Origin of the sequence: Pseudoalteromonas maricaloris, from assembly GCF_024746855.1 — a bacterium.
In the GTDB taxonomy this organism is placed as follows: Bacteria; Pseudomonadota; Gammaproteobacteria; order Enterobacterales; family Alteromonadaceae; genus Pseudoalteromonas; species Pseudoalteromonas maricaloris.
Map to the genome: position 1 here is coordinate 545,709 of NZ_CP024625.1, position 21,423 is coordinate 567,131.

Below are 21,423 nucleotides of genomic sequence, written 5' to 3' on the forward strand. Positions count from 1 at the left end.
ACGGTAAAGGAAAAGAGAAGGATAACGAAAAATGCAAATTGATTTACATCATGGCATGACATGGGTGGTCGCACGCGCGGCGGGATTCACCGACCAAGAGGCTGAAATTATTGCTCACTCGGCACAATACGTAGATGATGCAACAAACTATGGTCACATTAAGTTTGATAACGGTGCAGCTTATGAGCGCATCGCAACCGCTCATAAAATGCTCGATTATAAAAACCTAGACAGCTTAAAGAACATGAAAGTGTGGGTACCTTTTCATTTCTTACCGGGTAATGGCGGTTTACCTGCTGGGCAAAATCCGTCGGGCACCTTTATTCAAAAGCTAGTGTGTAAGCCACATTCCCATGTAGCAAAAGATATGGTCGCTGAGTGTATTGCAGATAAGCATAGGCCTTATGGACTGCACCGCCTTGGTATCACCTCTCATGTCTTTATTGATACTTGGGGCCACCAGGGATTTGCTGGCATACAGCATAAAGTCAATGAAGTGACTGAAATAATGGACTTGAATGGTGAAGCAGAAGAGACTTGGCGCGAGCGAATAAGCGAATACTTTTCTGATGTTTTTCAAGATGATATTCCAAGTTTAGGACATGGGCAGGCGCTTTCTCACCCTGATCAGCCTCATCAGCAGTGGAGTTACTTCAACGGATTGGGCGAAAAAGTAGTGCGAGATAATTCAAGCGATTTTCTAATCGCAGCCGATGAGCTTTGCAAGGTCTATCAAGACTATCGAGGCGAGGCTACAAGTGGCTTGAGTGAGTCATTAAAGCAAGAAATAGCGCAGTGCTTTGCTGAATTTGATATGGATGATGGTGAAGAACGTCATCAACTGTGGCTTGATGCCATCGAAGCTAACCGATTTGGGCTTGGAAGTTATACCCTAACTTACATTGCCAAAGGTGAGGGGTCGTGGAAGCACCAAGCGCTAGGAACAACCCGTGCTAAAGGTGACGACGATAGCTATTCATTTCGCAGTGAATTCTTAACTTCTAACTGGAAGTATTTTCACGATGCAGCTAAAAAGCATCGCCTCTGTGTCATTGATGATATTCTGCCCAAATACGGAATTTGTGTGAGCTAAACTTCAGTAAAGTAAGTGCAGCTAGGCTGCACTATTCTTGTGTTTAAAATAGCTCGGAAGAAAGCTCACGGGATTGTGAGTTTTGGTTTATATGCCAAGTTTCGACAAGGCGAGTCGTACCACCCGAGTTTTTACAAATTAATTCCGTCACCAGCACTTTATAAAAACCACTGTATTTAGCCTCACCGACAACATTCAAGACATCACTATAAAATCCACCTTGATGTCTTTCATTGAAAAATTCTGGGTTACCACTGACGTAGTTGGTTTTACGGCACTGGCCTTGGTGCGAGTTGTTATTAATATTAATCAAGCCGGTATATTGAACATCCGCAAAATACCCTGGGCCATTGCTCGGCGTTTGCCAATCAGCCACTGTGATTTCACTGTGCCATACAACGGCGGGAGCCTTGGGTATCTTGTGATAAACAATCGCCTCTTCACCTGAGGGTAACGTGCAGCTGAGTTTAACCGACTTTTCTGTCAGTTTATGCTCCGCAGGCAGTGGGCCAGAAATAAAGGGTGCGTTGAATGTGAGAGGAGCAATCAAATCGCCGGTTTGTGTATTAACCATTTCAAATTGATGGCACTCATCCGCCGCTAAGCCGCCCGTGAGCGCATTAAAGTACTCAGTTGTGCCTGCACGAGCTGAGATAAAATCAACAGGTGCGCCCTGATACTGCGAATGATCTCCCGCACCATCCTGATCATAAAATACCTGTGTAGCCAAAACAGAAGTGGAACTACAAGCCAATGCCATAGCAAGCAGTCGAGTGTTGAATGTAACCATAGTCTTTCCTTTACAGTTGTGTTTGTTTTTTATTCAGTCTCAATATAAGGTAAATGTAACTTCATGCAACTTTTTGATTTTTCTGGTTTTGGCAACTATCTAATTACTGCAACCGCTATCTGGAGTGGTACGTGATAAGGATATAAATACTTAGAGTTTTGCCAGCACTAGGTGAATGGAGTTCAAGTGGGTGGAGATGCAGGTCATCTGAAGCTCTAGTTACTAGGTTTCAGTATTTTATTATGTGGATTGACAGTTGTGTTTGTACCGTTTTTTTGGATTGAAGCTATACAACTTTAAAATTTAGGGCTAAGGAGCCAATATCTTTATAGCTTGCAATCAAATAAGCTTTTGAATATTGATTTCAGTAGTACGTTAAAAAAGAGTACAAAAGACGTAAGGTATGAAAAATGGTGGCCCCACCTGTTATCTAAAGTACGCAGGAATGCGGCTTTTGGGACGATTTGAGGTCTGTTTTTAAAGGTTTTTTCGCCTTTTTTTACACTTTTTTCAATGTAAAAAAAGGTGTAAAAAATGAAATTCTCAACCAAATTTAAATTTACTGACCGTCGTCTAGTTAGCTTGTTGTCGCATGACAAAACGAGGACTTTTTCTGATCTTGTACTGAACAATCTGAAACTCGTGGTTACGCCGTCGGGAACCAAAACGTTTTATGTCAGATTCAAAACAAACGGTCAGCCAATTAATCATAAATTGGGCAATGCTGATGCGCTCAGTGTCGATGAGGCTCGAAGTCGAGCGGTGGCTTATATTAATTTCAGAACGGCTCAGCAGGTCCAGTGCCAATCTGGGCTGACTGTGAATGACGTATTCAACTTATATCGGGACAATGAATTATCAGCTCGGCGAACTATTGCTGGGAGGACGCACGCGCTTGAGGTTTCCTACAACCTGCATCTAAAGCCGATTATCGGAAAACTGTACATTGAGACGCTCACAAAAAAGTTTGCTCGGACCGTCTTTTTTGAATTGGAGAACCGAGGTTATTCAGTTCACAATCGATGTCTAACGGCAATAAAAAGCGCTTTTAGTTATGCTATCGAGTTTGAAGAAGAGCTCCCTGTTACCGTCAATCCGTTTGTTGGCATTAAAAAAATGACAGAGGTGCAGCGGAATCGATACTTAACAAAAGAAGAGGCCAAGCGGTTGCTTTTGGCGTTAGATGCAGAATCAAATCGGGACGTTGCAGATATATACAGAGTTGCCCTATTTACAGGTGCCAGACTGTCCAATGTGAAAACCATGCGCTGGAATGAAATCGACTTCTCCAGTCGTCAGTGGCTGATCCCAGCGACTAATACAAAATCCAGCAAAACTTACCAAATCCCACTACATCAATACGTGATAGAGCTGTTAGAACGGCGAAAGCAGGTTAGTAGCCATTCAAAATTCGTCTTTGCATCATCCAGCTCTAAATATGGATATATCACTGGTGGTGATCCAATCTGGAAAAGTGCCATCATTCGAGCGAAGCTGTATCACGAAAACCCTAATATCAGACCGCGCCCGCATGACCTACGCAGAACCTTTGCCACCTGGCAAATTCAATCTGGAGCAGATATCAGTGTTGTTTCTCGGGCGCTGTGCCATACGTCACTAAAAAATACGATGATTTATGCCCAAACCAATTTGGATCAGGTCCGCAATTCAATTGAGAGTGCCTTTGAATTCATGGATTAACAGTCCTGTACGTTTTTGGTAGGGGGGAATGGCTGAACCACCCCCTTTTGTTTATAAAGCAAGCAAATGGAAAAAATTTTAAAAATAAAATTTATTGACAAACAAAGAGTTAAAAAATTCACACAACAGTGGCTTTGTTTTGTTGTGATATATTTTAACTCATTGAAAATATGATGAAAAATTATGTGATATGATCTTGGTGTGGCATGGAGCCATGTATTAAAAAAGGAGTTTGAGATGGCTAGAACTATTCAGAGTAGAGTGGTTACAACGCGGGTTGATCGAGATACCGGCGAGTTAATCGAGTCAATTGAAAAGCAGGAAAGGGTGGTTGGCGGCAAACAGGCCACCCAATATTCGATGTGGATGGGGCAATTAAGCGCTATCAAAGGGCTGACATCTAACCAAATGTTGCTATTGTTTGCGCTGTCCCTTGAAATTGAGTTTGAAACTGGTGAGATTGATATTTCGACGGCGCGCCGTAAAAAGCTTGCTACTGATTTAGACATTTCTGAGGGGACACTTCGTAACATCATCAGCCAACTTACAAAACTCGACTTTATTCGGAAATTAGACTCAGGAGTCTACCAAATGTCGCCATTTCTGTTTTATCGCGGGAAGCTAAAACAGTTAGATGCGCAACGTGAACTGTATTTAAAGAAGGCAGCTTAAAAAGTCTTTGGAGGGAGTGCTGACGCTCCTCCTTCCCTAAATATATTAATAAAGGCGTTATGGATTAAGTTATTGGTTTTTAAGTTAAATTGATTGTTTCTATGTCATTGTATGTATGACAGTCGGTCTGCAAGTAAGTGAACAAATGTCATTTATTCACCATATTTAGCTTCAATCCAAGAGCAAATTGCCATAAAAGAGCGAAAAGTGGTCTATAGCTCAGTCTCGTTTTTGGACATTTCTGAGTTATAAACTTTACAGAGCCCTGATTTTTCGGATTACTTCTAGTATTGTAACCAAGCGACCAGCCTACATGTGTCAGGCCAAATTCCCTTACTCACTACATACTGAAAATTAACTCTATCTTGCTAATAGTGATAAATAGTATAAAAGCTCGACAACCACCAAAGTAATAGGTCTTTATTTTTTCTCAACAATAATCCCTACTTGAATTGGTTGATGGCCTCGAATAAACAGGTAAGCACTACACTCGAACTGCCAAAACCAACGTAACCTAGAAATAAATAAAAACGCAAAATCTACGTTTTCATCGCCATTAACTATACCTTGCATAGCATTGATGTCATTGATACTAGGATCAACTGAGAAACTTGGGTGTGTGTGCCACTCTCCTAAATAATTGAAGCGTTTGTAATCAGAGCCTGTTTCTTCATAAAACTTCTGCAATGCCAAATCGTGTTCATCAGAATCTCTGAAAAAGCTAGAAGTCGTCCCTCTTTTCACATCGACAGAAAAATCAACGATCCGGAAGGCCTGTTCGCCTAAGTCTTCCCCCATAAGCATTCCACCTATTTCACGCTTGCCAGCCTTTAACATATGGAGCCGAAGCTTTTTCAAAACACTATTCGGAAGAACTATTTGCATCTAATTGGTCCTTAGGTGGAAGGTAAGCTTGCAATAGTTGGATAATCTCTTCTGAATCAATATGTTCAGCAGTTTCTCCCCACTGGCCTTCTGGTAGCAGGTCGATAGGGCGAGTATCAAAAGGCTGTTGAAAAAGCCATTCTGACGACATGCCAACGATATACGCAGAATAAGGGAATATACTAGCTTCAGGTCGAGCTAGGATATCGGTTGCGAACTGAGTAGCATGAGCACTCATAATGGAGACTTCAGCATCATTTGCTATTAACGGTGTATCGTCATCCACTTGAGCACTATAGTCATTTGCTTTTGTGCTGTGCAAGAACTCTACACCTTGCCCCTCACACCAATTATATATTTGAGCTCTCGCAGATAGCGGGACAGGGTCTAGCTCAGGTCTTGACCTTGCCACAAGACCGCCAATCCCACCACCAAAAACTTCTACCCAGATCATTGGTTTTTTCTTGCGCACTGAAACAGACGCAATCAAGTTGAATGCTAAAGGCTCTGCTGTAGCATCTATAATGAGATCGCAATTACCGAGTGATTCTAACGCCCCAGACATTGAGCTAGAGCTTTCTTGTCCACCTAACGATAATCTAAGGATCTGTGTGTCAACGCTAGGGTTAATGTTTTGTAATCGCTGTTGTAATGCAGGTGCTTTATGAGCTCCAACATAGTTGAGATCTAAGTCATTTCTAACAATGTTGTCAGGAAAAAAAATGTCTTCATCAATGAGCAAAAAATTTCCTACCCCAGATCTACACAAACTTGCGGCAACTTTGGAACCGACAGAGCCACACCCAACTAGTCCTACTTTTTTATCGCTCAATGATAAAAATTGATCAGGTAATCTATTTTTGTGCTCCGGTATTTTAATCGTCGTGTAACGTATTAATTTTCGTTCATCGATAGAACCAAAGAGAGTCAATAAAACCCAATTATCTTTATCCCCCATAATCAAGTTTGCAATTGAATCTGTTTGCAGAACTTCATGATACAGCTCTAGCATTTCTGATGTTTCAAGTAATTTTTTTAAATCAGATACTTCTGGTTGTTCTGATATTTCTGCACCAGAAAAACGTACTACGAAGGCTTGTTCTTCTCTATTACCGTCAGGTAAGTTGAGATTGCTTGTCCAAATAGGATTCTCTTTGTCTCCCACCTTTAAAAGAGAACTAATGAAGACCCCGCCCACCTTATGCTCTCTGATCCAAGCTCTTATTGTTTTTCTCTCTGTGAGGGCTTTGAGCGCATTTAGGTCTCCTTCAGTAAGCAAAAAACGACAAGTTTTGATGCGCGTATCACGTCCTAAGGAAGGTATATGTGCTGATTGTGCATGCGCCATATATCCTTCTTCTCCTTGCTCTTCTAAAAGTAGTCGGTAAACACTTTCAATCATATCTGAGCCACTTATTGACGATTGCCAATTATCAGGTCTATGCTCTAAACATAGTTCACCGCTCGCCCCGTACTGATGCAAAGAGACCCTCGTTTTATCTTCTGTATAGATCATTGGTGGTGAATCAGGGAATACGCTCGGGTACACCATCTTAAAGTGAAAAGTTCTATTTAGATGCAATACTTGAAATGTCAAACACATTGCCAATTCATTATCTGGATCAGCCTGCCACTTGCCTACCTCTAACCAGCCTACTTTAGACTCAAGCTCCGATACAGCCGCTCTTTCTAAAGAAAACTTATCTTTTTGAAAAATCCACCACATCACGCAAATCCATCCGGCTTCTTAGGTTTTCTTGCAACATCACCAAATGCAATGCTTGGGGTTGCTACGGTTGATGCTGCCGTCGCAGCGGACAACAAACTAGAGGCTCCAGATTTTGTTAAACTTAATAGATCTTGGTAAACTTGATTCGTTACATTCTGACCGATTCTGCTTTCCAGGATACCCGACATTCGGCGGTGTTCAGCTTGTTGTCCTACTGAATAAAAATCTTCTCGAGCCTGACTCAGCCAGGAGAAAAAGGCTTCAGCGCGTTCAGGATGTGTTTCCCATTTGTCGGCAAAATTCTCCATGGCATCTGTCGGATTGTTGATTACATACTTATGTCCATCATAATGTATTCCTTCCTCCATCCTGAATAATATGGAGAGCAGTGCCGAACCTATACTATCTTCACCTTGATATGCATGAGCAGATAGCGTTGTAAGAATTATTGATATGGGTTTATCTTTTGAATTATCTTCAAACATCATGTCACGATGACGTTTAAGTATCATTATCGCTGATTGCAAGGGTGTTCTGACGCGATAACTCGGGATGTCTTCAATACTGGCTTGTATACCTTTAGTTTCCATTTCTTTGAGTATTTCGCGGCGTTTTCTTTCAAAGTTCTCACCCATTCGAAATTTAAACCATTCAGCATATCCACGAGGGTTCGATCTCGGCCAGTCTGATGTAATTTGATAGTACTGAGGTAGTACTTCATTATCTGTTATAGCTATTGCTGTCTCAGCAAATTTAGTATCAAAGTTCTTCTGTTCTAGTAAAAGGCGTTGTTGCTCAGCGTTTGGTATACAGGGAACGACATCCATGTGGAATTGCGCGCCGTCAGCATATTCTAGCCTCCAACAGCGCCTCTGCTCAGCGACTGGCTTTTTGATACCCTTGCTTTTGCGATATAACTCTAGTTCATCCCCCATGAGCACTTTTAAATCTTGTTGCGAGAGAGACGACTTATCGAGATAAGTCAAAGAGCACGCGCAATCAATATCGTATTCTTCCTGTGCTGACAAAGGTTTAATGACTAATCCTAGACGAAAAGAGCCTTGTACATACACGTCAGGAGAGTAATCTTTTACCGTTGACTCCTCTCTATGAAGCCATTCCCCTACAGACTTATAGCTTTTCTCGGCCTGTTCATATCTAGACTGTGGGATCTCTAATGCTTTGGCCAAAGCCTCTAGATAAGTATCCGCTTGCTTTGTAACTGATACAGACATACAACCTTCTCCTGCTTTATAAGAACATTATTCCGTTACTTCAATAATGCAGCTTTTGAACGCTGATGTTGTGTAAATGCCAAAAGTTGCGTACCTAGAATACTCCTCAGAGTCAACCATGTACAATTTTCAACCGCCATTTTGACAACGCCATATTTAAAATTTGTAAATATTTTTTGATGTCTTACATGGTTTCCTTACTTAATTAAATAACTAATTTCTTGGTCTTTGTTTATTTGTAATGACCAAGGGTAACCAGCACCATCGAAGTGGTGTACGTTTATCTGTTGACTAAGATGATTTTGATTAAACTCCGCCCCTATGCGCATGATTAGCGAGGCTTGAGCCATAAGGGTCAAATGAACTTCAGTAACGTAGGGGTACTTCTTGAGAAGGGTGTTATTTATTTCGGTTCTAAGGGAGGCAACAAAGTTTGATTGCTCTACATCTGAGAACATATTTCCAACGTTTCTACTTTCAACTCTATAAGCAATAGCGCGATCTAACTCTAGATCTTCAAAAAAGGTCTTTAAGTCATTATCAAAAGAGACTTCTATCGAAATGCCTAGCTTTGTTACCTGAGAATCTAGGACCTCTGGCTTTTCCATAATTTCTGAGCACTCTAATTTTTGACCTCTACTTCTAGCATCTCGACAGTCTAACCATCGTTCCTTGTGTTGCTTCTTGTTGTCACGGTTCCAGCAGTAGTAATTTACCAAACGCTTATTTCCAACCAAGTAACCTAAAGTAAAGCAATGCGGAACATGCGCTATAGCTCCTAAAGCGAGTGGCTTGTTTGGTTCAAAGCCATTTAATTTTTGAAGTGATTCGTCGTAAAACTTCTGAAGTTTGGTGCATGATTCTTTTAACCAGTCCTCAAGAGTCTGCTTTCTAGACTTCCACATGAAAAGGTTATCATGTAACCCGGCTGGTTCGATTGTGGAACTAAAACTGCTGCACAGGGTTGGAGCGGCAGCCCCATCTAAGCTTCTTAAATCGATACTCTTTGCTCTGTTCTTTGAGGCTGACTCACCAAATAGCATTGAGTAAACTTCAAAGAAGAATCCTACGACGATCATTACTATTGAGACATAAACACCTACCAACGTCGCAATTTCATATGTTGAGTCAGACGCTGTATCAATGAAGAATGAGTATTCACCATTGCTAAACTGAAATGCAAGTGAGCCAATAGCCGTAAGAGTAAAGAGCTTTATGCCTAAGCCCATAAGATAGCGCGAACCTGAAAGTCGGCGCTGAAAAATTACATAACCAAAATCAAGTAGTTGATCTATCCACTTCAAACTTCAAGCCCTTTATATCTAGAAAGTAATTGATTCTAACCTATAAGGTACCTATTGCGCATTGATATGTGTGTATATAAATGCATATTTATATTTGGTTATCTATTCGTTTGTACAGACTTTCACCCCGTATTACATCTCGGGGATTAACAGCCAACAGCATGAGAAGAAGGGATGACTTTTAGTATTGCAAAAGCTCATGAACAGGGTGTGAATGTGTAAAAGGTCTAAGCAACTTTGGGGCAGAAACGAGTTACGGATGAAAATCCGCTATTGGCACATAGCTCTCTAAGGATTAAGGTTCTTATGTCATATATTGAAATATTTTTCAGGAGAATATTATTTAATTTCATTAAAAATATCGACTTTTATATCCCCAACCCTATTTTTTAGGGTTTTAAGAATCCAATTTCATAATTACTGATATCATCATTGAGGTAGCAATAACAATGGAATGAAAAACATGAAAACGGGAACGAAACCTCTGTACAACGTGGTGATCACCGTCACCGGAATTACCCAACACTCTGATACAGCTCTGCATATCTGCGAAGGTGAAACTATCTATTTGCAAGCAGTGGACGAGATGCCAGTACAGCTAAAAGCGCTACACGGCTTTATTGCGGAGTTTGGAAATAAGCAAAATTCAGCGAGCAATGAAAAATCGTTCGTTGCAGAGACTAGCAATGAGAGCCGTGATTTAACACGACTGCAAGATTCACAGGATATGCTGTTGATTGCTATGCGCCATCAACCAGAAATCAGGGCCACACTACTTACTCGGCTTGATGGCTCTGGCGCTTGGTTTTCTGTAAAAGCTGCACTCAAACTGAGATACGAACCATCAGAGGCTGAAATATCCACAACAGTCCCGTCTGCTGTAGATGATTTACTCTCACGTGCTCGCCGCGTCCTAAATGTGGAGGGGACAAATTGGAAACCCTAATAGAGGAAGGTAACAATGTGACCGTTTTGCGAGCAAAAAAATACCACACGTTTACTCAAGCTGCTTGGATAGAGAAGCACGTGACGCGCGCAATAGAGAGCCCAAATGTGAACAAACGTTACAGCCATCTAAATCGTGTCATAATCGGCAGTGAGCAGATTTGTGACGACATTAGAAAGCACTTAGAACATCACGGCATTACTAAACTGCGTAAAAATGGGGTTTTGATGATTGAGTTTGTTTTGTCTGTCTCCCCCAGTTTTTTCAAGCGGGCGGATGGAACCTACTGGCCTAATGCGAATGAGCGCCTTAAAGCTTGGGTCAGGTCATCGCGTGGTTGGCTATTGCAGGAATTTGGAACCAATTGCCTGACGGCAATACTGCATCAGGACGAACAAACGGCTCACCTTCACGCAATATGTGTGCCTGTTTCTAAGTCATTTAATAAGAAAGGAGAAGTGGTTCATCGGCTAAATGCGAGGGGCATTCTCGGCGGCAGAGACAAGTTGTCACGTTTGCAGGACAGTTATGCTAGCGCACTAGCCCCGCTTGGCATCAAACGCGGTCAAAGGGGGTCTAGGGCCACTCATACAACGCTGAAGCAGTTTTACAGCGCAGTGAACGAATCGAAGCGAATTTGCGCTAAAGCCGCCTTACCTGCGCCAGAGGCGGCACCTTCCAGTTTTAATTCATGGCAGGCCATCGTAAACCGGCTTTCCGATAGCCTGGATTCTATCCACGACTCAGAAATCAATAAGCTCAAAGGGATCATTCAGGAGCTGGTTGCTACTAACGAAAAACTACGTAATGCCACCACCTCGCGGCGCAGAAATACCTAAGCCGATTGTGTACGCAATTGCCGAACGAATAATTTCGCGAAGCAAAATTGTGTAGTGAGTTACACAAATCCTGCGTAGGGTTTGTGTAAGCTTTCTCAGTGAAAGTTGCTTTTAGATTAAAAAACTCCTCCAATATAGCCAAGCTAAAAACAAATATAGTACATTGATTGTATTGAAAATATTTTTCAATTCCAGCGTTCAACTTCTAATTATCCGCTAACATCCCTATCACCTCTACGGAAGGAGGTGTTGTAGAAGGATTGTTGCGAATGGACGCGGAAAGAAAATCGGGACTCATGGATTTTGAGTTTTCCGATATACAAAAGATTAGAGCGGTCAAAAAGCTCGTTTTCAGTTTAAGTTTCACTCAAGAGGAGCTAGATCAGCTGGTTGCTGAATTAGCAATTTTGGCTGTCACTCCAGCTCAGTTTAGTGAGCGCGTTTTAACAAAACCAGAAAGTAATGTTGTTGATATTGCCTCCAGACAGCATAGCTATTTGGTCACCGATACAGTTTCTGATGTTCCTCAAAAAACTCGCACAGAAGTGCTAAAAGAATTTCTCCAGTCTTTTTCAGGGAAGCCTAAAGTGTTGGACGGATATAGGGGCATGTCTGTGACAATTTCACGTAAAGAGAAAACGATACAATTGCGGGACAGTAATAAGAGTCAGTATTTTCGACTGATTTCATATCCAATTTCCCATCAGTTTACAAATGACGACGCTGATTTATTGATCGCCGCTCATAGTCGATTTATGCAAAGGCGAGAAGCTGGAATGCCTTGGAGGGAGTTGGGGTATTTGCTTAATGGAAGCTATCGACAAATAGTCACGTTCAAGGATCTATTTGAATACTACAAGGAAAGTGCATCTAGCAAGCGCATTGTAGCTATTAATCGCATTCAACAGCGTTATTTTAACGAACAATGGGGAGTTAAAAAAATTGCTCTTTATAGTGCTGGAAATTTTAAAGTCGATTACTTAGACAGAACCGTACCCACGCGCCAACCCTCCGACAGAAATGAAGTCATTAAAATCATTAATGCAGCAATTAGCAAAGCAAAAGCTGACATGAAAGTGAAAATCGATGTGCAGCAACTGGTACGAAAAGGTGAGCGTTCAAGAGCAGACAACACAGATAAAGTTCCGCCAAAACTTTCGACGTTAGCTGCGTTCTTGAAAGAGTCATACGATATGGGTGAGAAACAGTTAGTTTTGTCACTGATAACTCAATTGATGGTCTCTACTAGAAAAACACGAACTAACTTCCTCCAATGGCACAGAGTAAACATCGATGAATGTTACGTTGAAGTTCCAAGTCACGAGAGTAAAACCAAGTTTGTTAGGTACCCATTCCCAGCTAGATTTCGAGATATCGTGTTGAGTTTGCAAAGTACACAGCTAAGTGCTGGCAAAGACTCCCAACCAAACTGGCTATTTGAGAGTAAAACTCATGCTAATAGACCCGCTCGAACGCTCGATAAAGAGTTTAATCAAGTTCGAGCAAATTTATTGAACAAAGCAAAGGCTACAGGTGCATCTGAAAAAGAGCTGAATGCTATCCGTGCATTTACTCAGTATCGAATTAGAGACATTGTTCAAAAACTTGTGTTGAAAGTGGGTGCGACTTTATCTCAGAAAGAGAAATGTTTAGGGCGACAGCCAGATGATGTTGGATATGCGTATGATGAACTATCTATTGAAGCGCTTTGTGAATTGAAAGATAAAATGATCGAACACATTGAAGCTGAACACCCAGAGTTAAAAGCGCTGTTTCAGTGTCTTATAGACAAGAGAATTTGCTGATGGTAACGTATCAGGGTGTAAAAAAAGGTGTAAAAAATTTCTTAATCTTGCTGTAAACCTTGATTTTAAGGGGTTTGCGGGGAGAAAATGGTGGCCCCACCTGGACTCGAACCAGGGACCTAACGATTATGAGTCGTGCGCTCTAACCAACTGAGCTATAGGGCCATTTTGTGTTGTAAGTGCTCATTAAATTCATCCATGAAGCAATATCCTGTCGGCGTCCTGCCTCCATCTCATCAAGCTGCGAAGCGGTGCTTCGGTCTTGATTCGCCCAACTGAGCTATAGGGCCATTTTGTGTTTTTGCGCGTTATATTCGTCCATGAAGCTTGGTTCCGGTCTCGGATTCAACGCTCAGGGTCGCTGCGCTAATATCCCTTCGCTTCCTTAACGTAAACTTTCTTTGAAAGTTTACCCAACTGAGCTATTGGGCTATTTGCTGTAGTGGTTTAAAGGTAAATCACTGAAAGCGCAGGCAGTATAAAAATTTTTAACAGGCTTGTCACTATTAAAACGTGAAAAAGTCGGGGCGAATGGATTGATCGCTCAATAATAAGCCAATGTTGTAGCGGTTAGGGTGTTGCGTTGTGCGGATCATTAAAATGGCGAGGTAAGTATTAGTCTGGTTTTACGGTGAAAAAAATCGAGCCACTTAGGAGCCGGGTTGGATTTTTGCTGCAAACACGAGATGAGCAAGCTGTAAGGTTGGCTTATGATAAGTTGAATTTAGTAGTATTTGGTGGAAGTAGGGCAGAGATAAAAGAAGCCGGCATTTGGCCGGCCTCTTTTAGGAGAACGAATTAGGTTATTGGTGCATGCCTAGTTTTTTCTCTAGGTAGTGGATATTCGTACCACCGTTTTGGAAGTTCTCGTCAGACAAGATCTTCTTGTGAAGCGGGGTATTGGTTTTAATCCCGTCAATCACGAGTTCATTCAGTGCATTTTTAGCACGAGCGATCGCAACATCACGGTTCTCACCATAAGTGATTAACTTACCGATCATTGAGTCGTAATGTGGCGGTACTGTGTAATCAGCGTAAATATGGCTGTCCCAACGGATCCCAAGGCCACCAGCTGGGTGGAAGCGCGTGATTTTACCCGGTGAAGGGATAAAGCTCTCTGGATCTTCTGCGTTAATACGGCACTCGATTGCGTGACCACGGATCACCACGTCTTCTTGTGTGATAGAAAGCGGTTGGCCAGCAGCAATCTTAAGTTGCTCTTTGATTAAGTCTACGCCAGTGACCATTTCGGTTACTGGGTGCTCAACCTGAATACGGGTGTTCATTTCAATGAAGTAGAACTCGCCGTTTTCGTATAAGAATTCAAACGTACCTGCGCCGCGATAACCAATCTCGATACACGCACGAGTACAGCGATCACCAATGTACTTACGCATTTCTGCTGTGATACCTGGTGCAGGTGCTTCTTCCACTACTTTTTGGTGACGACGCTGCATTGAACAGTCGCGCTCACCTAGGTGGATTGCATTGCCTTGACCGTCAGCGAGTACTTGTACTTCGATGTGGCGTGGGTTTTCTAGGAATTTTTCCATGTAAACCATGCCGTTACCGAAGAACTGCTTCGCTTCTTGTTGTGTTAAGGCGATAGAGTTTGCAAGTTCTTTTTCGTTGCGAACGACACGCATACCACGACCACCGCCGCCGCCTGCCGCTTTGATGATAACTGGGTAGCCAATACGCTTAGCGATCTGCGTATTGCGGTCGTTGTCATCGGTCAATGGACCATCAGAACCTGGCACACAAGGTACGCCTGCTTTTCTCATCGCTTCAATTGCCGATACCTTATCACCCATTAGGCGAATAGTGTCGCCCTTTGGACCGATAAAGATAAAGCCACTTTGCTCAACTTGGTCAGCAAAGTCGGCATTTTCAGAAAGGAAACCGTAACCTGGGTGAATAGCAACCGCGTCAGTGACTTCTGCCGCTGCGATAATACGAGGAATATCAAGGTAACTTTCGCTTGCCGCAGGTTTTCCGATACAAATGGTTTCATCTGCAAGAAGAACGTGTTTTAGGTCGCGGTCAGCTGTTGAGTGCACAGCAACCGTCTTAATACCTAGCTCCTTGCAGGCACGCAATACGCGAAGTGCAATTTCACCTCGGTTTGCAATGACTACTTTATCTAACATAACGTTGACCTTCTGCGTAATTATTCGATGATGAATAGCGGTTGGTCGAATTCTACTGGCTCACCGTTTTCAACTAGGATTGCTTTCACTACACCAGCTTTGTCTGATTCGATCTGGTTCATCATCTTCATGGCTTCAACGATACAAAGTGTGTCGCCAACATTTACTTTTGAACCTACTTCAACGTATGCCGCTGCTGTTGGAGAAGAAGCTGTGTAGAAAGTACCAACCATAGGAGACTTAACTTGGTGACCTGCTGGTGCGCTGCTTTCTGCTGGTGCTGCTTCTACTGCAGGAGCCGCCGTAGGTGCTGCTGGTGCAGGTGCCGCTGGAGCTGCCATGTATTGTTGAGGTTGCGCATAAACTGGTGCACTGCTGTGGCGATTGATACGTACTGACTCTTCACCTTCAGTGATTTCTAGCTCTGCAATACCTGATTCTTCTACTAGCTCGATAAGTTTTTTGATCTTGCGAATATCCATACAATGACCCGCCTGTTAGTTAATTTGAGTTATTTTGTTTTCGCAATTGCGCTAACGCTGCATCAAATGCAGCACGATAGCCCAACGCGCCTAATCCACATATCACGCCTTCCGCCACATCAGAAAAATAAGACTTGTGACGAAATGGCTCTCTGGCGTACACATTGGTGATGTGTACTTCATAAAAAGGGATGTCCACACTGAGTAAAGCGTCTCGAAGGGCAATGCTCGTATGGGTAAATGCGGCAGGATTAATGATAATCGCATCGCATTGTTCATATTGAGCGTGAATAGCCTCGATTAGCTGCGCTTCACTATTACTTTGAATGTGTGACAAGCTGACTTGCTGTGCTTCTGCATATTCAGTTAATGCGTCAACAATTTCGTTGAGAGTCTGCGTGCCGTACTTGTGCGGCTCACGGCGACCTAGCATATTTAAATTAGGGCCGTTTACTAATAAAATCTTTAATTTTGCAGACATATTACGCGAACTTCCTTTAACTAAAGCATTAGCCAAAAATTTAGACTGTATGGCTTGTTAACTTAAGCCGAATTCCAGCAAATAGCAAATATTTCTCCATTTCGTGGAGTATTATAGAGAGTTCGAGGTAAATAGCAGCAAAATACTGGTCTAATCAGAAGGGAAGAGGGACAAACAAGCTTGCCCCTAAAATGTTTACTTTGCGTCCTGCTTGGCCTTTTCTAGGTGGGCAGCAAAGTCTTTTGCGTCTAAGAAGCCTGTGATGCGGTGTGCTGGCATCTCATTACCTTGGCTATCAAAGATTAAAATAGTCGGTAAACCAAACACCGTAAATGCTTCCATGATCTCTTGGGTGTTGTCATTGGCTTTGGTCAAGTCGAGCTTTAATAGCTCATAATCTTTGAACTGTGCTTGTACTTCAGGTTTCGGGAAAGTGTATTTCTCAAACTCTTTACACGCGACACACCACTCTGCGTATAAATCAACGATAGGCACTTTGCCTTTGGCATTGGCCTTGATCACTTCCTCTCGCAGTGCAGCTAAATCAGGGATCAATCTAAACTTTTGCAGTCCACTTACTCTTGGTTGCTTTATGGCTGGTAACTCAGTAGCTTTTGGTTGGTCTTTTGCTGATAGCCCAGCCGTCTTTTCTGCTAACTGTTGTTTTACTGCGGTCAACTCAGCGGCTAACTCGTCCACGTGTAATTGAGTTTGTATTAGACTGGCTTCTAAACTTGGCTCTTGTTTAGGCATAATCGCGTCTTTAACACCAAATAAACCCGGTATCAGTAACATAAGCGCCATTGTCCATAGTAACGTCTTTCCTTTACTTGCTTGAAGCTGGCTTTGCCAGAAGTGTAAATATAGAGCTGTTGCAATAGCCAAAATACTTGCCATTAGTACTATGATGTCAAAGTCTACAATGCGCTCTAAAAGGATAAGCGGTACGAAGAGCATTACAAAACCAAATAGCGTTTTTACCTGATCCATCCAGCCTCCTGCTTTTGGCAGTAATTTTCCACCTGAGGTACCTAGCAGTAATAGCGGTAGACCCATGCCCAAGCTAAGTGCATATAGTGTTACCGCGCCCACCACATAATCACCGCTTTGCGCGACAAATAATAGCGCGCCGGAAAGTGGAGCCGTGGTGCAGGGCGATGCAATAAGTCCAGATAGTACACCCATAATGAATACGCCCCAGTAATTGCCGCCTTTTTGCTTGTTACTGAGCTGAGTGAGTTTATCCATCATGCCGCTAGGCAAACGAATTTCGTAAACCCCAAACATAGATAGCGCGAGTGCGACGAACAATATACTAAAGCTGATAAGTACCGCGGGATGCTGCAAGTAGCCTTGAATTTGGCCACCGAAATACGCAACGACTAACCCAAGTGCAGCGTAAGTGACCGCCATACCTTGCACATAAACAAAAGACAAACTGAAGGCTTTTTTAGTCGAAAGGCCTTGTTGACCGGCGATGAGGCTCGACAAAATTGGGAACATCGGGAATACACAAGGGGTAAACGCAAGGCCAATACCAAGGCCAAAGAACGTCAAAATATTCGCAACTAAGCTGCGCTGCATTAGCTGCTCAGTGAAAGACAAATTATCGTCATCCACAGGCGCGCTTTCGCTTTGAGCTTCTGTTTTTGTCTCAGGTGCTTTTGTTTCAGGAGCTTTGGTTGGCGTGGTCTTTGGCTTTTCTCCCGCAATCGTGCTTAACGGCACTTCTACAATTTCTGGCGGGTAGCAAAGTCCAGCTTCGGCGCAGCCCTGATAGCGTATTTTTACGATTGCACCTTGCTCGATATTACTGAGCTTAGAGATAACAGATAAGTTATTAAAGTAGACTTCAGTGCGACCAAAAAACTCATCTTCAATCATCTCCCCTTTTTCAAGCTGTGGCACTTGGATGTCGGCTTGTTTGGCGATAATTTGAAGATTCTTCTTATATAAGTAATAGCCGTCGGCGATGTCCCAACCCACAAACAAAGTGTTGCCTTGCTGGTCAAAATCGAACTTGAATGCTTCTTTTACTGGTAAAAAAGTCTGTTGTTTAGGAGCCAGTAAGCTGTCTAGCACCGCATTGTTTGCTTGCGCGGGAAACCACATCAGCAATGAGAAAAGAACTACTAAGAGTCGCATTACAATAATACCTCGTCCATCCATTTGAAATAAGCTAAGTTGCCGCTGGTGACGTCCACGACTTGAATTTCTGGGACATCATAACTGTGTAAGTCGCGAATAGCGGCCATCACTTGCTCTAGTTTTTCGGATTTTGTCTTGATTAACAGCTTGGTCTCTTGTGCATGTTCAACCTGACCTTCCCAAACATAAATAGATTCCACTGCCGGGATTAGGTTCACACAAGCTGCAAGTTTTTGCGTTACAAGTTGCGTTGCAATCTTACGCGCTTCTGCAACCGAATCGCATGTAGATAAGACGAGTTTATATCTTACGCCCATTGCCATTTCCATTTTAGGGTTAGTAATGGCATCTTAGCGGATAGCTCCTCTTTTCTAAAGCATCTTACTTGTATCGCTTGAATTAAGACCTTTGCACCCATATTTATCTTTCGTAGATTTGGAGAAAGTATGTTTAGATTCTTATTTATTTTATTTATCGCTATTCCGATTATTGAAATTGCTTTGCTGATCCAAGTCAGCGAGGTGATAGGCGGTTTTGCTACCATTGCGCTTGTAATTGGTACCGCCATTTTAGGGGCAAGACTGGTTAAACAGCAGGGTCTTGGCGCTTATGTCAACGTACAGCAACAGATGTCTCGTGGGCAATTGCCTGCACAAGATTTATTTACCGGTTTGTGTGTGATCATTGCCGGTGTGCTATTGATGACGCCTGGGATCATGACCGATGTATTAGGTTTTTTACTGTTAACCCCAGCCGTTAGAAAAAAGCTGGCGCAGTCGCTTTTAGCCCATGCCACCGTAAGAGTGCAAACAGGCATGCACTCAGGTCAGTCACCGTTTGCTAATCAATCACGCGACGAGCGTGCGGAACCGCAGGAAGAAATTAGAGATCCATTTAAAAATCAATCGGGTAGAAATTCTTCAACAACGATTGAAGGTGAATACGAAAGAAAAGACTAAATTTTTTTGGTTTTTTCTCTTGGGTTTTAATTTGCCCATCCCCATAAATGAAAGCAATTAAAATTGCGTGTGTTAACCACAACCTGTGGATGTAACACCGCCTTAAAAAAGCATTATTTCTGTCATTGTTCAGAAACTGTTAGGAGAACTATATAAATGAACATTCGTCCTTTACATGATCGCGTCATTGTTAAGCGTCTTGAAGAAGAAACAAAGTCAGCTGGCGGCATTGTGTTAACTGGTTCTGCAGCTGAAAAGTCTTCACGTGGTGAAGTAGTTGCAGTAGGCAACGGCCGCGTGTTGGACAATGGTGAAACTAAAGCACTACAAGTAAAAGCTGGCGACACAGTGTTGTTCGGCTCTTACATCGAAAAAACTGAAAAGATCGAAGGTCAAGAGTACCTGATCATGCGCGAAGATAACATCTTAGGCATCGTAGAATAATTAATACTTTTTAGTTTAATCGACAACAGAATTTAAGAGGAATTTATAACATGGCAGCTAAAGAAGTTCGTTTTGCAGGTGACGCTCGTACAAAAATGCTAAAAGGCGTAAACGTACTAGCAGACGCAGTAAAAGTAACACTAGGTCCTAAAGGCCGTAACGTCGTTTTAGAAAAGTCATTCGGTGCACCAACTATCACTAAAGACGGTGTATCTGTTGCGAAAGAGATCGAGCTTGAAGATAAGTTCGAGAACATGGGCGCACAAATGGTTAAAGAAGTTGCGTCTAAAGCAAATGACGCAGCGGGTGATGGTACTACCACTGCAACTGTTCTTGCGCAAGCTATCGTGAACGAAGGTCTTAAGTCAGTTGCTGCGGGTATGAACCCAATGGACCTTAAGCGTGGTATCGACAAAGCAGTTATCGCTGCTGTTGAAGAGTTAAAAACGCTTTCAGTGCCTTGTTCAGACGCAAAAGCGATTGCACAAGTTGGTACGATTTCAGCTAACTCTGACAAAGAGATTGGTGACATCATTGCAGAAGCAATGGAAAAAGTAGGTCGCGAATCTGGTGTTATCACTGTAGAAGAAGGCCAATCACTACAGAACGAACTAGATGTAGTTGAAGGTATGCAGTTTGACCGTGGTTACCTATCACCTTACTTCATCAACAACGCTGAAAAAGGCCAAGTTGAGCTAGATAACCCACATATCCTTCTTGTAGACAAGAAGATCTCTAACATTCGTGAACTTCTTCCTACACTAGAAGCTGTTGCTAAAACAAGCAAGCCGCTACTAATCATTGCTGAAGACCTTGAAGGTGAAGCGCTGGCGACTCTGGTTGTAAACAACATGCGTGGTATTGTGAAAGTGGCTGCGGTTAAAGCTCCTGGCTTTGGTGACCGTCGTAAAGCGATGCTACAAGATATCGCGACACTAACTGGTGGTACGGTTATCTCTGAAGAAATTGGCCTTGAGCTTGAGAAAGCTACGGTTGAAGACTTAGGTACAGCTAAGCGCGTGGTTATCACTAAAGATGATACAACTATCATCGACGGTGCTGGCGAGCAAGAAGCAATCGATGGTCGCGTATCTCAGATCAAAGCACAAATCGAAGAAGCAACTTCTGACTACGACAAAGAGAAACTACAAGAGCGCATGGCAAAACTTGCAGGCGGTGTTGCAGTAATCAAAGTTGGCGCAGCAACTGAAGTTGAAATGAAAGAGAAAAAAGACCGCGTAGAAGATGCACTACACGCAACTCGCGCAGCGGTTGAAGAAGGTGTAGTACCTGGTGGTGGTGTTGCGCTAGTTCGCGTAGCGAGCAAGCTTGAATCGCTAACTGGTGACAACGAAGACCAAAACCACGGTATTAAAGTGGCACTTCGTGCGATGGAAGCACCACTTCGTCAAATCGTTTCAAACGCAGGTGACGAAGCATCAGTTGTGGTTAACGCAGTTAAAGCTGGCGAAGGGAACTACGGTTACAACGCTGCAACTGGCGAATACAGCGACATGATCGAAATGGGTATCCTAGACCCAACTAAAGTAACGCGTTCTGCACTTCAGTTCGCAGCATCAGTTGCTGGTCTAATGATCACCACTGAAGCGATGGTTGCTGAAATTCCGAAAGAAGAAGCTGCTGGTCCAGATATGGGCGGCATGGGCGGAATGGGTGGCATGGGCGGCATGATGTGATAAACATCATCTCCTAAGCACAACACGCTTTAGAAAAACCCTAGCATCTTGATGTTAGGGTTT

19 protein-coding genes and 1 tRNA gene are annotated in these 21,423 nt (G+C 42.8%); 9 read left to right on the plus strand and 11 right to left on the minus strand.

All coding sequences use genetic code 11. From position 1 onward, the window contains the following. Positions 1 to 31: 31 nt before the first annotated feature. Positions 32 to 1,093 (plus strand): DUF6765 family protein, encoded by a 1,062-nt coding sequence (locus CTT31_RS02160; protein ID WP_260491869.1) that lies wholly within the window; start codon positions 32 to 34, stop codon positions 1,091 to 1,093. A gap of 43 nt (positions 1,094 to 1,136) precedes the next feature. Here the strand turns inward: CTT31_RS02160 and CTT31_RS02165 are convergent, their stop codons facing one another. Beyond that, positions 1,137 to 1,883: a hypothetical protein gene (locus tag CTT31_RS02165; protein ID WP_260491870.1), complete on the minus strand. Its 747-nt coding sequence runs from the start codon at positions 1,881 to 1,883 to the stop codon at positions 1,137 to 1,139. Positions 1,884 to 2,417: 534 nt separating this feature from the next. On the opposite strand from CTT31_RS02165, the gene CTT31_RS02170 reads away from it, so the two are divergent. Next, on the plus strand, positions 2,418 to 3,584 hold the full coding sequence (locus tag CTT31_RS02170; protein ID WP_260491871.1) for a tyrosine-type recombinase/integrase: 1,167 nt from the start codon (positions 2,418 to 2,420) through the stop codon (positions 3,582 to 3,584). A gap of 237 nt (positions 3,585 to 3,821) precedes the next feature. Next, positions 3,822 to 4,256: a replication/maintenance protein RepL gene (locus CTT31_RS02175; RefSeq protein WP_260491872.1), complete on the plus strand. Its 435-nt coding sequence runs from the start codon at positions 3,822 to 3,824 to the stop codon at positions 4,254 to 4,256. A gap of 420 nt (positions 4,257 to 4,676) precedes the next feature. Here the strand turns inward: CTT31_RS02175 and CTT31_RS02180 are convergent, their stop codons facing one another. The 4 genes from CTT31_RS02180 to CTT31_RS02195 all read right to left on the minus strand — a co-directional run bounded on the left by CTT31_RS02180 (position 4,677) and on the right by CTT31_RS02195 (position 9,409). Continuing rightward, positions 4,677 to 5,141, minus strand: coding sequence for a Mov34/MPN/PAD-1 family protein (locus CTT31_RS02180; protein ID WP_260491873.1), 465 nt, complete (start codon positions 5,139 to 5,141; stop codon positions 4,677 to 4,679). Beyond that, positions 5,119 to 6,867: a ThiF family adenylyltransferase gene (locus tag CTT31_RS02185; RefSeq protein ID WP_260491874.1), complete on the minus strand. Its 1,749-nt coding sequence runs from the start codon at positions 6,865 to 6,867 to the stop codon at positions 5,119 to 5,121. The genes CTT31_RS02180 and CTT31_RS02185 overlap by 23 nt, the downstream gene beginning before the upstream one ends. Then, positions 6,867 to 8,105: a nucleotidyltransferase domain-containing protein gene (locus CTT31_RS02190; protein ID WP_260491875.1), complete on the minus strand. Its 1,239-nt coding sequence runs from the start codon at positions 8,103 to 8,105 to the stop codon at positions 6,867 to 6,869. Before CTT31_RS02190 ends, CTT31_RS02185 begins: the two co-directional genes overlap by 1 nt. A 197-nt stretch (positions 8,106 to 8,302) precedes the next feature. Next, on the minus strand, positions 8,303 to 9,409 hold the full coding sequence (locus CTT31_RS02195) for an SAVED domain-containing protein (RefSeq protein ID WP_260491876.1): 1,107 nt from the start codon (positions 9,407 to 9,409) through the stop codon (positions 8,303 to 8,305). Positions 9,410 to 9,872: 463 nt separating this feature from the next. Between CTT31_RS02195 and CTT31_RS02200 the strand changes: the two genes are divergently transcribed. From CTT31_RS02200 to CTT31_RS02210, 3 genes are all read left to right on the plus strand, one after another. After that, complete coding sequence (locus CTT31_RS02200; RefSeq protein ID WP_260491877.1) at positions 9,873 to 10,355, plus strand: hypothetical protein; 483 nt, start codon at positions 9,873 to 9,875, stop codon at positions 10,353 to 10,355. Further along, entirely contained in the window at positions 10,343 to 11,194 is an 852-nt protein-coding gene (gene mobV, locus CTT31_RS02205; RefSeq protein WP_260491878.1) for a MobV family relaxase, read from the plus strand. The genes CTT31_RS02200 and mobV overlap by 13 nt, the downstream gene beginning before the upstream one ends. Positions 11,195 to 11,463: 269 nt before the next feature. Continuing rightward, positions 11,464 to 12,999, plus strand: coding sequence for a hypothetical protein (locus tag CTT31_RS02210; protein ID WP_260491879.1), 1,536 nt, complete (start codon positions 11,464 to 11,466; stop codon positions 12,997 to 12,999). 88 nt (positions 13,000 to 13,087) lie between these two features. Here the strand turns inward: CTT31_RS02210 and CTT31_RS02215 are convergent. The 6 genes from CTT31_RS02215 to cutA form a co-directional block, all read right to left on the minus strand. After that, positions 13,088 to 13,164 (minus strand) — tRNA-Ile (locus CTT31_RS02215). Between the two features lie 638 nt (positions 13,165 to 13,802). Continuing rightward, positions 13,803 to 15,149, minus strand: coding sequence for an acetyl-CoA carboxylase biotin carboxylase subunit (accC, locus tag CTT31_RS02220; RefSeq protein ID WP_045987969.1), 1,347 nt, complete (start codon positions 15,147 to 15,149; stop codon positions 13,803 to 13,805). A gap of 20 nt (positions 15,150 to 15,169) precedes the next feature. After that, complete coding sequence (gene accB / locus CTT31_RS02225; protein ID WP_130126957.1) at positions 15,170 to 15,631, minus strand: acetyl-CoA carboxylase biotin carboxyl carrier protein; 462 nt, start codon at positions 15,629 to 15,631, stop codon at positions 15,170 to 15,172. A gap of 19 nt (positions 15,632 to 15,650) precedes the next feature. After that, positions 15,651 to 16,112 carry a type II 3-dehydroquinate dehydratase gene (gene aroQ / locus CTT31_RS02230; protein ID WP_010368763.1) on the minus strand — a complete coding sequence of 154 codons (462 nt, stop codon included), beginning with the start codon at positions 16,110 to 16,112 and terminating at the stop codon, positions 15,651 to 15,653. Between the two features lie 195 nt (positions 16,113 to 16,307). Then, on the minus strand, positions 16,308 to 18,257 hold the full coding sequence (locus CTT31_RS02235) for a protein-disulfide reductase DsbD (RefSeq protein ID WP_260491880.1): 1,950 nt from the start codon (positions 18,255 to 18,257) through the stop codon (positions 16,308 to 16,310). Further along, on the minus strand, positions 18,257 to 18,577 hold the full coding sequence (gene cutA / locus CTT31_RS02240) for a divalent-cation tolerance protein CutA (protein WP_039494127.1): 321 nt from the start codon (positions 18,575 to 18,577) through the stop codon (positions 18,257 to 18,259). Before cutA ends, CTT31_RS02235 begins: the two co-directional genes overlap by 1 nt. A gap of 129 nt (positions 18,578 to 18,706) precedes the next feature. On the opposite strand from cutA, the gene CTT31_RS02245 reads away from it, so the two are divergent. The 3 genes from CTT31_RS02245 (at position 18,707) to groL (ending at position 21,360) form a co-directional block, all read left to right on the plus strand. Next, the gene (locus tag CTT31_RS02245) at positions 18,707 to 19,219 is read left to right on the plus strand and encodes an FxsA family protein (protein ID WP_211859142.1); all 513 of its coding nucleotides are present in this window, start codon (positions 18,707 to 18,709) and stop codon (positions 19,217 to 19,219) included. A gap of 156 nt (positions 19,220 to 19,375) precedes the next feature. After that, positions 19,376 to 19,663 (plus strand): co-chaperone GroES, encoded by a 288-nt coding sequence (locus CTT31_RS02250; RefSeq protein WP_010368755.1) that lies wholly within the window; start codon positions 19,376 to 19,378, stop codon positions 19,661 to 19,663. 50 nt (positions 19,664 to 19,713) lie between these two features. Further along, entirely contained in the window at positions 19,714 to 21,360 is a 1,647-nt protein-coding gene (gene groL / locus CTT31_RS02255; protein ID WP_017217202.1) for a chaperonin GroEL, read from the plus strand. Positions 21,361 to 21,423: the final 63 nt, after the last annotated feature.